This is a genomic window from Pseudomonas sp. UBA7500 (assembly GCF_002478435.1).
GTDB classification, from domain to species: domain Bacteria; phylum Pseudomonadota; class Gammaproteobacteria; order Pseudomonadales; family Pseudomonadaceae; genus Aquipseudomonas; species Aquipseudomonas palmensis.
On record NZ_DLNW01000054.1, the window covers coordinates 13897 to 26781 of the forward strand.

At 64.7% G+C, this 12885-nt stretch carries 16 protein-coding genes; 8 read left to right on the forward strand and 8 right to left on the reverse strand.

The genetic code is table 11. From position 1 onward, the window contains the following. The first annotated feature begins 10 nt into the window (after positions 1–10). From B4I46_RS23940 to B4I46_RS23950, 3 genes are all read left to right on the forward strand, one after another. Positions 11–505, forward strand: a complete 495-nt coding sequence (locus tag B4I46_RS23940; RefSeq protein WP_043863045.1) for a DUF1543 domain-containing protein — start codon at positions 11–13, stop codon at positions 503–505. A gap of 78 nt (positions 506–583) precedes the next feature. Next, entirely contained in the window at positions 584–1252 is a 669-nt protein-coding gene (locus B4I46_RS23945) for a hypothetical protein (protein WP_196932967.1), read from the forward strand. Positions 1253–1315: 63 nt separating this feature from the next. Next, a complete protein-coding gene (locus tag B4I46_RS23950) occupies positions 1316–2395 on the forward strand; it encodes a DUF1615 domain-containing protein (RefSeq protein ID WP_286902183.1) in 1080 nt (359 codons plus the stop codon). A gap of 15 nt (positions 2396–2410) precedes the next feature. On the opposite strand, the gene B4I46_RS23955 is transcribed toward B4I46_RS23950, so the two are convergent. The 4 genes from B4I46_RS23955 to B4I46_RS23970 form a co-directional block, all read right to left on the reverse strand. Further along, positions 2411–3745: a lysine N(6)-hydroxylase/L-ornithine N(5)-oxygenase family protein gene (locus B4I46_RS23955; RefSeq protein ID WP_043863042.1), complete on the reverse strand. Its 1335-nt coding sequence runs from the start codon at positions 3743–3745 to the stop codon at positions 2411–2413. A gap of 228 nt (positions 3746–3973) precedes the next feature. Continuing rightward, the gene (gene pbpG / locus B4I46_RS23960) at positions 3974–4897 is read right to left on the reverse strand and encodes a D-alanyl-D-alanine endopeptidase (RefSeq protein ID WP_043863168.1); all 924 of its coding nucleotides are present in this window, start codon (positions 4895–4897) and stop codon (positions 3974–3976) included. Positions 4898–5088: 191 nt separating this feature from the next. Next, positions 5089–5277 (reverse strand): hypothetical protein, encoded by a 189-nt coding sequence (locus tag B4I46_RS23965; protein WP_043863041.1) that lies wholly within the window; start codon positions 5275–5277, stop codon positions 5089–5091. Positions 5278–5398: 121 nt separating this feature from the next. Continuing rightward, complete coding sequence (locus B4I46_RS23970; RefSeq protein ID WP_253087344.1) at positions 5399–5761, reverse strand: hypothetical protein; 363 nt, start codon at positions 5759–5761, stop codon at positions 5399–5401. 192 nt (positions 5762–5953) lie between these two features. Between B4I46_RS23970 and B4I46_RS23975 the strand changes: the two genes are divergently transcribed. Continuing rightward, entirely contained in the window at positions 5954–6769 is an 816-nt protein-coding gene (locus B4I46_RS23975) for a shikimate 5-dehydrogenase (protein ID WP_043863039.1), read from the forward strand. Between the two features lie 87 nt (positions 6770–6856). On the opposite strand, the gene B4I46_RS23980 is transcribed toward B4I46_RS23975, so the two are convergent. Then, positions 6857–7501, reverse strand: a complete 645-nt coding sequence (locus B4I46_RS23980) for a YceH family protein (protein WP_043863038.1) — start codon at positions 7499–7501, stop codon at positions 6857–6859. A gap of 124 nt (positions 7502–7625) precedes the next feature. Here B4I46_RS23980 and B4I46_RS23985 point away from each other — a divergent pair, with 124 nt between their 5' ends. Then, a complete protein-coding gene (locus B4I46_RS23985; RefSeq protein WP_043863037.1) occupies positions 7626–8135 on the forward strand; it encodes a DUF1993 domain-containing protein in 510 nt (169 codons plus the stop codon). 66 nt (positions 8136–8201) lie between these two features. On the opposite strand, the gene sstT is transcribed toward B4I46_RS23985, so the two are convergent. Together sstT and nhaR are read right to left on the reverse strand one after the other, a co-directional pair. Further along, positions 8202–9413 carry a serine/threonine transporter SstT gene (gene sstT, locus B4I46_RS23990; protein WP_043863036.1) on the reverse strand — a complete coding sequence of 404 codons (1212 nt, stop codon included), beginning with the start codon at positions 9411–9413 and terminating at the stop codon, positions 8202–8204. Between the two features lie 242 nt (positions 9414–9655). Further along, positions 9656–10561, reverse strand: a complete 906-nt coding sequence (gene nhaR / locus B4I46_RS23995; protein WP_043863167.1) for a transcriptional activator NhaR — start codon at positions 10559–10561, stop codon at positions 9656–9658. Positions 10562–10676: 115 nt separating this feature from the next. On the opposite strand from nhaR, the gene B4I46_RS24000 reads away from it, so the two are divergent. Continuing rightward, positions 10677–10931, forward strand: a complete 255-nt coding sequence (locus tag B4I46_RS24000; protein ID WP_043863035.1) for a hypothetical protein — start codon at positions 10677–10679, stop codon at positions 10929–10931. Between the two features lie 31 nt (positions 10932–10962). Then, a complete protein-coding gene (locus tag B4I46_RS24005) occupies positions 10963–11721 on the forward strand; it encodes a TerC family protein (protein WP_043863034.1) in 759 nt (252 codons plus the stop codon). A gap of 82 nt (positions 11722–11803) precedes the next feature. Here the strand turns inward: B4I46_RS24005 and B4I46_RS24010 are convergent, their stop codons facing one another. Then, on the reverse strand, positions 11804–11977 hold the full coding sequence (locus B4I46_RS24010; RefSeq protein WP_173925043.1) for a hypothetical protein: 174 nt from the start codon (positions 11975–11977) through the stop codon (positions 11804–11806). Positions 11978–12133: 156 nt separating this feature from the next. Here B4I46_RS24010 and B4I46_RS24015 point away from each other — a divergent pair, with 156 nt between their 5' ends. After that, entirely contained in the window at positions 12134–12871 is a 738-nt protein-coding gene (locus B4I46_RS24015; protein WP_286902187.1) for a peptidase C39 family protein, read from the forward strand. Positions 12872–12885 lie beyond the last annotated feature (14 nt).

Here is a 12885-nt window from a genome sequence, read left to right on the forward strand (position 1 = left end):
TGGGCGGATCATGTTGTTCGTGGTGATGCTGGGGGGCAAACACCCCCGGGCCCGCATCGAAGTGCACGATGTGGTGTTCGTGGTGGCCCCGACCCTCGAAGCGGCCTACCCGCAATTGCGCGAGCAATGGTTCGGCAGCGCCAGGGGCGTGCACATCGATTCCTGGCTGGAGGTCGACGGGGTCGACGGCTACAAGCTGCACTGGTCGGACATGCAGCCGGCTGCCGGCGAGCCACGCCTGTATTTCATCAACCTGGGCGGCTACGAGCCCGGTGCGTTCGGCGAGGCGCACCAGTACCTGTTGGTGGTGGCCACCAGCAAGGCCCAGGCCAAGGCCATCGGCAAGCAACGCATGGCACGTCACTGGAGCCAGGCGCACACCGATGCAGTGATGGACGTGGATGACTGCATCGCCATCGACCAGCTCGGTGGCCGATACGTGCGCCTGATTGCAGGCGAGCATGCCCCGCTGGTGCAGCGCAGCGACTACATCGTGCTGGGCTGATGGGCGAGCTTGATGGCTATTTGCCGTTAGCCTGGATTACAGTACGCGCTTCATTTTCTGCCCTTACAGGATGTTCCGATGCGTTCACGTGCACTGTCTGGCTTCTGCTGCGCACTCACCCTCAGCGCTCTGCCGAATCTGGCCCTGGCCCAGGCCACGGTGGCCCAGGTGTTCAATGGCGAGATGCTGGGCACCAACCTGCGTTTCTTCGAGTCGGTAGCCGGTGTTGCGCGTACCTCGTTCGGCGACACCCATACTTACAAGGTGCAAGGCTGCGAAATCACCGCCACGGCCGGCGGCGGCACGGTCAGCGAGCTGCGCATGGAGCTCTCGCCCACCTGCAAGGCAGACCTGAGCACGTTCATCGGCGACTTTGCGCCGCCGGCCGCGCAGCCCCTGACGTTCGGTGCAATGGCCAGGTCTTCGGGAGGCGGGCTGGAGTTCTACGCCAGTTGCCTGAGCATGTGCGGCAATGCCGCCGACCCGTCGGTGTACGCGCTCTGGCAAGGACCGCGGGCAGTGGGGTTTACCGAAGTGCTGCTGGAGGTGGTGCTGGTGGATGATGAGGCCAGCGCGGCGGCCGGTCACTGGAGCGAGGCCATGCAGAAGGCCAAGGGTGACGACTTTGTGGTGGACACCCGCTTCAACTGCGAGCGCACCTTCGATGAAGTGGCGCAGGCCAGCTTCGACAAGGTCAAGGTCAATGCGGTCACCATCGGCACCGAGTTGACCAAGCCGGGCTGCTGACGGTTTGCACGGGCCGGCCCCGGCTGTGTACTGTGGGGCCCTCGACCGATAGCCGGGGGCTGTATGCCTTTACGCGGATGGATGGTGCTGGCCACGCTGGCGCTGCTGTTGCAGGGGTGCGCCGGCCAGCGTGGAGCGCAACAGGCCACGCCGGCCCAGGTGCGCGCCACGGTGGTTGCACTGATGCCAGCCGCCACTGGCGACCGTGAAGGGTGGGCGGCGGACATTCAGACGGCGTTTGCCGCACAGAAGCTCGACCCCAGCCGCAGCAACCTGTGCGCGGTGCTGGCGGTGACCGAGCAGGAGTCGACCTACCAGGCCGACCCGCAGGTGCCCGGCCTGGGGCGCATTGCCCGCGTCGAGATCGACCGGCGTGCGGCGCGTCTGCATGTACCGCAGCGGCTGGTGGAGGCCGCGCTGCAAACCCACTCGCCCGATGGCAGAACCTACAGCCAGCGACTGGCGGCGGTGCGCAGCGAGAAGCAGCTGAGTGCACTGTTCGACGACCTGATCGGTTCGCTGCCGCTTGGGCGTACCTTGCTCGGCGACCTGAACCCGGTGCGCACCGGGGGGCCGATGCAGGTCAGCATCGCGTTCGCCGAACGCCACGCCCAGGACTACCCCTATGCCTACAGCGGCACCCTGCGCCAGGAAGTGTTCACTCGGCGCGGCGGGCTGTATTTCGGCATCGCCCATCTGCTGGGTTACCCAGCCAGCTACGAGCAGCCGCTGTATCGGTTTGCCGACTTCAATGCAGGCTGGTACGCAAGCCGCAACGCGGCGTTCCAGCATGCGGTCAGCCAGGCGTCGGGCGTGGAACTGGCGCTGGATGGCGACCTGATCGCGCCAGGGGCGATTTTTCCGGGTGCCACTGAACAGGCGGTACGGCGCCTGGGTGACAGGCTCGGCCTGCGCAACCCGACCATTCGCAGTCAGCTGGAGGAGGGGGACAGCCTGGCATTCGAGCGCACGCGGCTGTATCAGCGGGTGTATGCACTGGCCGAGGCGGCTGCGGGCAAGCCGTTGCCGCGGGCGCAGTTGCCAGGCATCGAACTCAAGAGCCCCAAGATCACCCGAAAGCTGACCACGGCATGGTTTGCCAAACGGGTGGATGAGCGCTATCGGCGCTGCATGCAGCGCTGATAGCACGGGGCAGGCTCAGGCGCTGGCCAGGGTCGCGCTGGCGCGGGCGTTGCTGGCGCGCTGGCCCAGGCTCTGGTACAGCGACTGGCCGATCTCGGCTGCGCGCACCGGCAGTACCGACAGCAGGGTATCGCTCAGGCCGTGTGACGCTTCGCAGAAGCCCTGCAGGTAGACCGCCGCGTTGAGCTCAGGGCTGGCCAGCACGCGATAGTCGCGGTCCACTTCGAAGTCCTTGAGGTGCTGTTGCAGCGGCGCCAGCAGCTCGCGATGGGAGCGGCGCTCATAGCCGGTGGCAAGAATCACCGCGTCGTACACGTGGGTCTGCTGGATGCCGGTGGCCAGGTCGCGCAGGGTCAGCTCGATACCCTTGTCGGTGCTGACGGCGGCCTCGATGTTGCGTCGGCACAGAACGGCGTGACGGTACTGATGGGCGACTTTCTGACGGTAGAGCATGCCGTAGATGCGTTCGATCAGGTCGATGTCCACTACCGAGTAGTTGGTGTTGTGGTATTCGGAGATCAGCTTGGCACGCTCGGCCTGGGGCTGGTTGAACACCAGGTCGGTGTAGTCGGGGGTGAAGACCTCGTTGACGAACGGGCTGTCATCGGCCGGCTTGAGTGCCGAGCCGCGCAGGATCATGTCGGCCTTGACCGATGGGTAGCTGTCGTTCAGGTCGATCAGGGCCTCGGCGGCGCTTTGCCCCGAGCCGATGATCGCGATGCGCATGGGCTTGCCCTGGGTGCACGGCAGTTGTTCCAGGCTGTTCAGGTACTGGGAGTGGTGGAACACGCGCGGATCGTCCTTGAAGGGCGCGAATACCGGCGGGATCTTCGGCGTGCCGCCGCTGCCCACCACCACCGAGCGTGCCCGGCGCAGGCGTTCATGGCCCTGGGCGCTGCGGGAGATCACGCGCAGGTGGTCGATACGCCCGTCCAGCAGTTCAGGTTCCACGCGCAGGATCTCCTCGCCATACACCGCCTGGGTGGCGAAGTGCTCGGCGGCCCAGCGCAGGTAGTCGTTGTACTCCAGGCGGCAGGGGTAGAAGGTGCCCAGGTTGATGAAGTCGGCCAGGCGCTTCTTCTGGTGCAGGTAGTTGACGAAGCTGTAGGGGCTGGTGGGGTTGCGCAGGGACACCAGGTCCTTGAGGAAGGAAATCTGCAGTTCGCTCTGGGTGGCCAGGGTGTTGCCGTGCCAGCGGTAGTCGCTCTGCTTGTCGATGAACAGCGCATCGAGGGCATGGCCGTTGGTCTGGGCGAGTTCTTCCAGGGCGATGGCCAGGGCCAGGTTGGAGGGGCCGAAGCCGACGCCGATCAGGTCGTGGATTGTTTCGGATGATGCAGTCTGGCTCATGGGTGCGATTCCTTGGAGGGTCGAGTGGGGGGCGTGTGTGGCGCGCGCCCCGAATCCTGCGCAAATACACCGATAGAACGAGCTGTCAGAGCCAGAATTTACTCGACCTCTTCGGCATGCACAGGCGGTCGGCCAGTTGAAGTTCTCGCACATTGAAGCGCAGCAGGGGAGTGGGGCTTAGCAGTGAAGCCCGAAGGCTGCCGCGCAAGGCGCGGCAGCCTCGGCGGGTCAGTCGACCGCAGGGCGGTTCTGGCTGCGTTCGGCCTTGTAGCGGATCGCGACGGCCGGGGCGGGTTTGGCGTCGCCGGTTTCCAGCCATTGGCGCATGCGGCTGGCATCGGCGAAATGGGTGTACTTGCCGAAGGCGTCGAGTATCACCATGGCCACCGGGCGATTGTCCATCCGCGTCAGCAGCACCAGGCAATGGCCGGCCTCGTTGGTGAAGCCGGTCTTGGTCAGCTTGATGTCCCAGTTGCTCTTGTTGACCAGGTGGTCGGTGTTGCGAAAGCCCAGGGTGTAGTTGGGTTTCTTGAAGGCAACGGTCTTTTCGCGGGTGGTGCTCAGCTCGCTCAGCAGCGGGTAGCTGCGCGCGGCCAGCAGCAGCTTGCTCAGGTCGCGAGCGGTGGACACGTTGCTGGTCGACAGGCCGGTGGGTTCCACATAGCGGGTATGACTCATGCCCAGGGCCTTGGCCTTGGCGTTCATGGCCTTGATGAAGGCGGCGTAGCCACCGGGGTAGTGGTGCGCAAGGGTCGCGGCGGCCCGGTTTTCCGAGGACATCAGGGTAATCAGCAGGGTGTCGCGACGGTTCAGCTCGCTACCCAGGCGAACCCGCGAGTACACGCCCTTCATTTCCTTGGTCTGGGCGATGGTGATGGTCAGGGGTTCGTCCATGGCCTGCTTGGCATCGAGCACCACCATCGCGGTCATCAGTTTGGTGACCGAGGCGATCGGCACCACACGGTCCGGGTTGCTCGCATAGAGCACCTTGTTGGTCTGCAGGTCGATCAGCAGTGCACTGCCCGAGGCCAGGTGCAGCTTGGCAGGGTCGCGCTGGACCTGGGGGGCCGGTTGGGCAACAGCGTTCGACGTGACGCTGGCAGTGCCAGTGAGCATCAGCAGCAGGCTGAGAATAGACAGGGAGGTTTTCACGTTGGTGCTCACTAAATGTAGGTATGTCGTTGGCTGTGCACGGGTTTTTTATTACAAGCCGTTACATTCTAGGAGTATGGTCGAGTCTGTGTCGATTGCCCCGTAAACATTGGGCGAACTATGAAATTTATTTAACCTTGGGCTTCGTTTGCAGCGGCTGGATCGGCGTGACGAACCAGCCGAGCGGGACCTTAGCGTGACTTGAGGTAGCCGGCGGTGACGGCCTTGAGCAGCTCGTGACCTGCCTCGGCCGCCTTGGCGGGCGTCTGCGGCAGCTTGTACTGGCCGCTGAGGATGATCGCCAGGGTCATCTGCTGAGCGGCGGCAAGGGGGTGTTGGGCTGGGTCGAGCGGGGCTGGAAATCCTTTTTCAGCGGTCATGCGAACTCCTGGGTTCAGGCTGTGAGGGTATGCCAGCCTAGGCCTGAACGGCGATCAAGCCAATGCGGGCGGTTTCCCCGACAGCCTGCGCCCTGCCCGCAGACAGGGCGCAGGGCCGGTGCTACCAGCGGGGCGGTCCGTAGTACACCGGTGGCGGGCCGTAGTAGCGCTCGCGGTAATACGGCGGCGGCACCGGTACGTAGCGCTCCACAACCGGATACGGCGGGTACGGCTGGTAGTACACCGGCGGCGGGGCCTGGACATACACCGGCGGGGGACCGTAGTAGGCCGGCTGGCGCTCGACGTAGACGGTACGGTCGTGGTTGCCGGACACCACCGCACCCACCACGGCACCGACGACGGCCGCGCCAAGCACCGGGCCGGCACCGCCGTGCCAGCCGCCGCCACCACCGTGGGCGGCCGCTTGCCCGCAGACGGCCAGGGCGCCAACCAGCAGGGCGATTCTCGGGATGTGACGGTTCATGAAGACTCCTCGGTTTGCAGCCCCGGCGCTGGTGCTGTCGAGACACCCAAGACGTGGCGCGGGGATACCCATAAGACCGCAGCCCCCGGAAAAATGGCACGGGCGTTGAGTAAAGGTTGTGTAAGCCCCGATCAACGGTTCGGTGGGCAGTGAGTGCATACTGGTGCCCCAGCCGTTTTCAGGAGCCAATCGATGACCCCCAGCAAAGACACCGTTTTGTGCATGTCCCTGGCCGGGCGCCCCGGTACCTTCGGCGTGCGCTTTCATAACCATCTGTACCAGCAGCTGGGGCTGGATTACTACTACAAGGCCATGACCACCACCGACCTGCCGGCCGCCGTGGCCGGCATTCGCGCGCTGGGTGTGCGTGGGTGCGGTGTGTCGATGCCGTTCAAGGAGGCCTGCATTGCGTTGCTCGATGAGCTGGACCCGTCGGCGGCGGCCATCGATTCGGTGAACACGCTGGTCAACACCCAGGGGCATCTCAAGGGCTTCAACACAGACTACCTGGCGGTGCGTCAACTGATCCACCAGCATCGCCTGGACCCTGCATGGAGCGTGGCGCTGCGCGGCAGCGGCGGCATGGCCAAGGCGGTGGCGTGCGCGCTGCGCGATGCCGGTTTCAGCGACGGCACGATCGTTGCGCGCAATCGCGAGGCTGGCGAGCGGCTGGCCCGCACCTGTGGCTATCGCTGGCAGGCCGAGCCACACGGTGTGCGGGCCCGGTTGCTGGTGAACGTGACGCCGATCGGCATGGCGGGCGGGGCCGAGGCGCAGCAACTGGCCTTCGAGCACGAGCAGATCGAGGCGGCGCAGGCGGTGTTCGACGTGGTGGCGATGCCGGCGCAGACGCCCTTGATCGTGGCCGCCCAGGCTGCTGGCAAACCAGTGGTTACCGGGCTGGAGGTGATTGCGTTGCAGGCGCTGGAGCAGTTCGTGCTGTATACCGGGGTGCGCCCCGATTCACGGCAGATCGCCGAAGCGGTGGCGTTTGCGCGGGGCGATTGAGCCTTGCAGGCAGGTTCGCGCCAAGCAGTGAGCGGGAGCGGCTGAACGTGCTCCCGCAAAGCATTGCTCGACCCTGTGCCGAGCTGGCTACTCCAGCTGCGCCAGGCGTTCTTCCAGCGCCGCGATACGCGCCTCCAGTGCCTCGATGCGCTCGGCCGACACGCCGCCGACAGGGCGTTCCGCGCCTTGCTGGCGTGCCGCCAGAATCGCTTCGATGTCGGCCGGGTCGCCGAAGGCATGGGTGTAGCGGTCTTCGCGCTGGCCGGGCTGGCGCGGCAGGTGCAGGGCAAAGCCCCGGGCTACCAGGCGCTCCAGCTGATGCAGAACCTGTTCGGCATCCTCGAATTCATGCATGCGGTTGCTGCGCGTCAGCAGCTCACTGACCGTCTGCGGCCCGCGCAGGAACATCAGCCCCAGCAGTACCTGTTGCGCTGGTACCAGCTCCAGCGCCTTGTCGACGCGGTGCTCCCAGCGGTCGGCCCGGCTGCCCATCTGCAGGCGCGCCAGGCCCTGGCTTTCGAGGGCACGCAGGCTTTGGCCGACCTGGCCCTGGGTCAGGTTCATCACCGGCTCGCGGCTGGTCTTCTGGTTGCAGGCCAGCACCACGGCGTTGAGGGTGAGGGGGTAGGTTTCGGGGCTGGTGGCCTGCTTTTCGATCAAGGCGCCGAGGATACGGATTTGCGTGCTGTCGAGGCGCTGCTCGTCAACGGGGGTGTCCAACTCAGTGCTCATCGCGCGTTCCCTATGCTGTGGAAGGCAACTAGCCTAATCCTTGCAGAATAAAAGACAAGCCGCCGGGCGCCGCCAAGCGTGTCTATAATCGGCCACGCTCAATCCATCACCCAGCGAGACTGTCATGACCATTTCCCTGTACGCCGCCTCTGTTCCCGTTTTCAAGCAGATGCTCAATGCCCTGAGCGATGTGCTGGGCAAGGCCCAGGCGCACGCCGAGGCGAAGAATATCGACGCCAATGTCTTCCTGCAGGCGCGCCTGTACCCCGACATGTTCCCGCTGGTTCGCCAGGTGCAGATTGCGGTGGACTTCGCCAAGGGGGTTTCGGCCCGCCTGGCCGAGGTCGAACTGCCCAAGTACGACGACACTGAAACCACCTTTGCCGAGCTGCAGGCGCTGATCGCCAAGGTGTTGGCCTTTGTCGAGCAGATCGAGGCGAAGCAGATCGACGGCAAGGAAGGCATCGAGATCATCACCCGCCCGGGTACGCCGAAAGAAAAACGCTTCACCGGCCAGAGCTACCTGCTGACCTACGGCCTGCCGCAGTTCTTCTTCCACGTGACCACGGCCTACGCCATCCTGCGCCACAATGGCGTGGAAATCGGCAAGCGCGACTACATGGGCGCGTTCTGATTACCCAGGCATGAAAAAAGCCCGGCAAGGTCAACGCCTTGCCGGGCTTTTTCATGCCTGCCAGGATCAGCTCGCCTGGCGTTCCTCGGCCTCGCACGCGGCGGCCGTGAACAGCACGTCGGTGGACGAATTGAGCGCCGTTTCGGCCGAGTCCTGCAGGATGCCGATGATGAAGCCTACCGCCACCACCTGCATGGCCACCTCGCTGGGAATGCCGAACAGGCCGCACGCCAGCGGAATCAGCAGCAGCGAGCCGCCCGCCACCCCCGAGGCGCCGCATGCGCACACGGCGGCGACCACGCTGAGCAGGATGGCCGTGGGCAGGTCGACGCTGATGCCCAGGGTATGCACCGCCGCCAGGGTCAGCACGGTGATGGTGATGGCCGCGCCGGCCATGTTGATGGTCGCACCCAGCGGGATCGACACCGAGTAGGTGTCTTCATGCAGCCCGAGCTTTTCGCTCAGGGCCAGGTTGACCGGAATGTTGGCGGCCGAGCTGCGGGTGAAGAACGCGGTGATGCCGCTTTCGCGCAGGCACAGCAGCGTCAGCGGGAATGGGTTGCGACGGATTTTCCAGTACACGATCAGCGGGTTCATCACCAGCGCCACGAACAGCATGCAGCCGATCAGCACCGCCAGCAGGTGCAGGTAGCCCAGCAGGGCCCCCAGGCCGGATTCGGCCAGGGTCGCCGCCACCAGGCCGAAGATCCCCAGAGGCGCGAAACGGATGACCATGCGCACGATCAGCGTTACGCCCTTGGACAGGTCGTCGACCACGGTGCGGGTGGTTTCACCGGCATGTCGGATAGCCACGCCCAGGGCGATCGCCCAGGCCAGGATGCCGATGAAGTTGGCCTCCATCAGCGCAGTCACCGGGTTGGCCACCACGCTCAGCAGCAGGCCTTGCAGCACTTCGCTGATGCCACCAGGCGGGCTCATCGCCACATCATGAGTGGCCAGCACCAGCTGGGATGGGAACAGCATGCTGGCGACCACCGCCACTACCGCTGCGGAAAAGGTGCCGAAAAGGTAGAGCACCAGAATAGGGCGGATATGGGTTTCCTGGCCGTGCCTGTGGTTGGCGATGGAAGCCATCACCAGGATGAACACCAGAATGGGTGCCACCGCCTTGAGTGCACTGACAAATACCTTGCCGATAAATGCCAGGTTCAGCGCGGCGGCTGGCCAGAGCAGCGCCACGGCAATGCCGGCCACCAGGCCGATCACGATCTGCAGTACCAGACTGGTACGGTTCAACAGGTTCAGAAGTGGGGTCATGACAGGTGTTTCTCGTTCTTGTGCAAGGTCCGGGAGGCCCGGATAGCGTAGCAAAGGCATGCCGCGGGCTAGCCCTGCGGCGAAAGGGGCGGGACTTTAGCACAGCACGCGGGCCCTGACCGCAGCACACTGCCTGGCGGTAGGTGGGGCGTGTTGTCGCGATGCGTCGGCGCGTCCTTCTATCGACGGTTCGGGCCGTGGAATGTTTAGGCCCGGGATGTGATGTCGGTGCCGTGTGTCTCTCAGGGCGCAGGCCAGTTGAACAGCTCGCGGCGGGCACCTTCGGTGATCGCGACGATACCCGGGTGCTTGACCTTGCGCTCTACCGAAATGGCATAGAACGACTCGGTGACGGCATCGGTCTGGCCGATCAACTCCACCCCGTACTGGCGGCAGACCTCGTCGGCGATCACGCTGGGGGCGATGAAGATGCCGCTGCCCGACTGCCCGAATGCCTGCATCAGCGCACTGTCATCGAATTCGCCGACGATGCGCGGCTGCAACTGTTGCTCGGCGAACCAGCGCAGCAGCCGGCTGCGCACCACCGTCTCCTGGCCGGGAATGAGCATCGGTGCATGCTGCAGGCCGACAGGAAAGGGCGCCGGATGCAGGGCAGCCAGTGCCGGGGTGGCGAAGAAACTGATGCCGCACTCCCCGAGCTTCTGGCTGTAGCCCTTGATGTCGAGATGGCTGGGCATCGGGCTGTCGGAGATCACCATGTCCAGGCGCTGTACTGCCAAATCTGCCAGCAGGCGCTCGAGCTTGTCCTCGCGGCAGGTCAGGCGCAGCGGGTCGGGCAGCTCCATGGTCGGCGCCAGCAGCCGGTACACGATCGACTTGGGCACCACGTCGGCCACCCCCACGCGAAACAGAATCTGCTGCTCATCGGGCTGGGCGCGCAGCACTGCTTCCAGTTCGCCGCCAATCTGGAACATCTGCTCGGCGTAGGACAGGGCCTGGCGCCCGGTCTCGGTCAGTTCGAGCTGGCGTCCCACACGGCGAAACAATTCGATACCGTAGCTATGCTCAAGCAGGCTGATCTGCCCGCTGATGGTCTGCGGGGTGAGATTGAGCTGCTCGCCGGCACGCACGATGCTGCCGGTCTTGGCCACGACCCAGAAGTAATGCAGTTGTCGGTAGTTGAGCATGTGCATCTCCGATTCGTAAAAACCGAAGTATAACTGCTGAAAATACGAATTTTCCGGATGTTTCAGTCTCTTTAGAATGCGTCGCTATCAAGGCAAGACCTTCAGAGAGGAACCCATGCTGTATTTCAAATCGATTGGCACACCCCTGGTGATGGCGCTGGCGCTGCTGGCCATGAGCGGTTGCGAGCAGGCGGAAAAATCTGCCCAGCAGATGCTCAACCAGGCTGCCCAGTCGGCCAAGGAAGCGATCGACAAGACCAACGATGCCGCCCAGCAGGCGCTCAGCGACGCGACCGGTTCGCCCCTGGCGAAAAAGCCCGATGAGGCCCAGGACAAACCCGAGCGCGACGACAGCGCCCGGGAAATCTGATTTTTTACCCACACTGATTCAGGATTGATTCATGGAATACCTGTTGGAACTTGCTGCAAGCCCGACCGCCTGGGTGGCCCTGGCTACCCTGGTGGCCATGGAGATCGTGCTGGGCATCGACAACCTGATCTTCATCTCGATTCTCACCAACAAGCTGCCTGAGCAGTTCCGCTCCAAGGCACGGCGCATCGGTATCAGCATGGCGCTGGTGATGCGCCTGGGCCTGCTCAGCACCGTGGCCTGGATCGTGCAGCTTACCGAGCCGGTGGTGGACGTGTTCGGCCATGCCTTCTCGTGGAAGGACATGATCCTGATCGCCGGTGGCCTGTTCCTGCTGTGGAAGGCGACGTCCGAGATTCACCACAGCGTCGACCCGCGTGCCAAGGAAGAGACCAAGGCGTCGTCTACCGTGACCCTGGGCTTTGCCGCGGCGATCGGGCAGATCCTGGTACTGGACATCGTGTTCTCGATCGACAGCATCATCACGGCCGTGGGCATGACCGAGCACTTGCCGATCATGATCATCGCGGTGATCAGTGCGGTGATCGTGATGCTGGTGGCCGCCGACCCGCTGGCCCGGTTCATCAACGACAACCCTACCGTGGTGATGCTGGCCCTGGGCTTCCTGATCATGATCGGCATGACCCTGATCGCCGAAGGCTTCGGTGCCCATGTGCCCAAGGGTTATGTGTATGCGGCGATGGCGTTCTCCACCGCGATCGAGGTGCTCAACATCATGTCGCGCCGGGCTCGCGAGCGGCGCGAGGCGCTGCAAGCGAAACCTGACTGACCGCTTCGCCAGCGACGTCGGCTCTGCAGGACGCACCTGCAGACGCCGGCGTTGTCGGCGAAGGTGGTTATGCAGTGTCGCGTCAGTGCGCGTTGGCGTGGCGGCGAGCGTGCCGCTGTGCCTCGGATGCAGTCCTGGTCGGCTGCGGGTGGTGCAGATGGTGGCGGCGCGCGATGCGCAACACCCCCCAGAGCATGGCTGCGGCTACCACCAGCCACGTGCCTATCAACAGAAAGATTCCCATCGTCAGACTCATTGCGTGCCTCCTTCGACTGGGCAAGCTGCACTCGCCATTCGGACACAAGCTCAGTCTAGCCCATCGTCTGTGACAGACGGTTGACCAGTGGTCCAGCGCCTTGGTTCAGTTCGCTCTAAGCGTGCCGCGGGCTATACCGCAGGCCTGCGCCAGCCTATGATCGCAAGCCAGGGCCGGGCGTCGTCTGCCCGGCATCAGCACAAGCGAGTGTCCATGTTGCCCACCGCCCCCAAACGTCGCGTGTCCCACCGTCTGCTGCTGGCTTGCCTGCTGGCCGCCAGCCTGGCCGGTTGCGCCAGCCAGCCTTCATCCCAGCTCAACAGCCTGCCCCAGCGCGTGGAACTGGGCGCGGTACCGTTCTACCGTGGTAACGCCAACCAGAGCGCGCCGATGGCGCTGGCCGCGATCCTCTCGCAGCAGGGGGTGCGCATCACCCCCGGCCTGCTCGAAGGGCCCTTGCAACTGCCACAAGGTGTCGACAGGCTGCAGGCCTCGGTAGCGACTGTGGCACGCCAGTACGGCATGGTGGTGTACCCGCTCGACGGCACCCTGCCGGCGTTGCTGACCCAGGTGGCCGCGGGCAATCCGGTGCTGTTGCGCTATCAGGAAGGTTCGGCGTTCTGGAGCGAGCCGCGCTATGCCCTGCTGGTGGGCTATGACCGCTACAAGTCGCGGGTACTGCTGCGTGCGGGCAACAATCGGCGGTTGCTGATGGACTTCGACGATTTCGCCGCAGCCTGGAAGAAGGAGGGGAACTGGGCGCTGCTGGTGCAGCCGCCCGGCCAACTGCCGGCCCAGGTGGACCGCCAGCGCTGGCTCAAGGCCGCCAATGAACTGGCCCAGGCAGGCCAGGAGCAGGCGGCCCGCCAGGCCGTCAATGCCGTGGGGCAGTGACGGCCCGGGGTTGC

Coding starts and splice junctions, on each gene's coding strand:
- B4I46_RS23985 (WP_043863037.1), top strand. CDS start 7,626: ATGACCATTTCCCTGTACGCCGCCTCTGTTCCCGTTTTCAAGCAGATG.
- B4I46_RS24000 (WP_043863035.1), top strand. CDS start 10,677: ATGCTGTATTTCAAATCGATTGGCACACCCCTGGTGATGGCGCTGGCG.
- B4I46_RS23955 (WP_043863042.1), bottom strand. CDS start 3,745: ATGAGCCAGACTGCATCATCCGAAACAATCCACGACCTGATCGGCGTC.
- sstT (WP_043863036.1), bottom strand. CDS start 9,413: ATGACCCCACTTCTGAACCTGTTGAACCGTACCAGTCTGGTACTGCAG.
- B4I46_RS24015 (WP_286902187.1), top strand. CDS start 12,134: ATGATCGCAAGCCAGGGCCGGGCGTCGTCTGCCCGGCATCAGCACAAG.
- B4I46_RS23965 (WP_043863041.1), bottom strand. CDS start 5,277: ATGACCGCTGAAAAAGGATTTCCAGCCCCGCTCGACCCAGCCCAACAC.
- B4I46_RS23945 (WP_196932967.1), top strand. CDS start 584: ATGCGTTCACGTGCACTGTCTGGCTTCTGCTGCGCACTCACCCTCAGC.
- B4I46_RS23975 (WP_043863039.1), top strand. CDS start 5,954: ATGACCCCCAGCAAAGACACCGTTTTGTGCATGTCCCTGGCCGGGCGC.
- B4I46_RS23970 (WP_253087344.1), bottom strand. CDS start 5,761: ATGAACCGTCACATCCCGAGAATCGCCCTGCTGGTTGGCGCCCTGGCC.
- B4I46_RS23940 (WP_043863045.1), top strand. CDS start 11: ATGTTGTTCGTGGTGATGCTGGGGGGCAAACACCCCCGGGCCCGCATC.
- B4I46_RS24010 (WP_173925043.1), bottom strand. CDS start 11,977: ATGAGTCTGACGATGGGAATCTTTCTGTTGATAGGCACGTGGCTGGTG.
- nhaR (WP_043863167.1), bottom strand. CDS start 10,561: ATGCTCAACTACCGACAACTGCATTACTTCTGGGTCGTGGCCAAGACC.
- B4I46_RS24005 (WP_043863034.1), top strand. CDS start 10,963: ATGGAATACCTGTTGGAACTTGCTGCAAGCCCGACCGCCTGGGTGGCC.
- B4I46_RS23980 (WP_043863038.1), bottom strand. CDS start 7,501: ATGAGCACTGAGTTGGACACCCCCGTTGACGAGCAGCGCCTCGACAGC.
- B4I46_RS23950 (WP_286902183.1), top strand. CDS start 1,316: ATGCCTTTACGCGGATGGATGGTGCTGGCCACGCTGGCGCTGCTGTTG.